The organism is Bradyrhizobium sp. (genome assembly GCF_016462955.1).
In the GTDB taxonomy this organism is placed as follows: domain Bacteria; phylum Pseudomonadota; class Alphaproteobacteria; order Rhizobiales; family Xanthobacteraceae; genus Bradyrhizobium.
On sequence record NZ_JAEMSD010000872.1, the window covers coordinates 714 to 1240 of the forward strand.

The 527-nt window shown below is 69.3% G+C and carries 2 pseudogenes; both read left to right on the forward strand.

Annotation, left to right across the window (positions count from 1 at the left end):
- Positions 1 to 387: pseudogene (locus JHD07_RS39400) on the forward strand (molybdopterin-dependent oxidoreductase); the annotation flags it as partial.
- Between the two features lie 9 nt (positions 388 to 396).
- Positions 397 to 527 (forward strand): annotated as a pseudogene (locus JHD07_RS39405) (MoxR family ATPase); the annotation flags it as partial.

Consider the following 527-nt stretch of genomic DNA (forward strand, 5'->3'; position numbering starts at 1 on the left):
GAGCTCGGCCGCGCGCTCAATCCGCGGCTGGTCGAGCAGCAGCTCGTCGGCGGCGCCTGGATGGGCGTCAGCCACGCGCTCTACGAGACGCCTGAGCCATACTATCCCGATCCCGTCCACGGGCCCCGCGACTTCGTCGAATATCTGATGCCCGGTCCCGGCGACATCTGCCCGCACGATATTGCCGTGCTGGAGCGTCCCGCTCCCGATGGGCCGTTCGGGGGAAAAGGCCCTGGCGAAATGTGCGCCAATCCGGTGCTGCCGGCCGTGGCGAATGCGATCTTCAACGCGGTGGGCGTGCGCATCGACGAGCTGCCGATCACACCGGAAAAGGTGCTGCGGGCGATCAAGGCGCAAGGCGGCGCGCGGCCGCAGGCGCGGCGCTGAGGCGGGGTCATGGCGGTTCGCAGCAACATCGTCGGCATCGACAGCCCGGAGGCGTTGGAGAAGGCGCTGCGGGCGGCCTATTACCTCGCCGACGAGGGATTGGCGACCGCTGCCTATCTCGGCCTCGCGCTGGGCAAGCC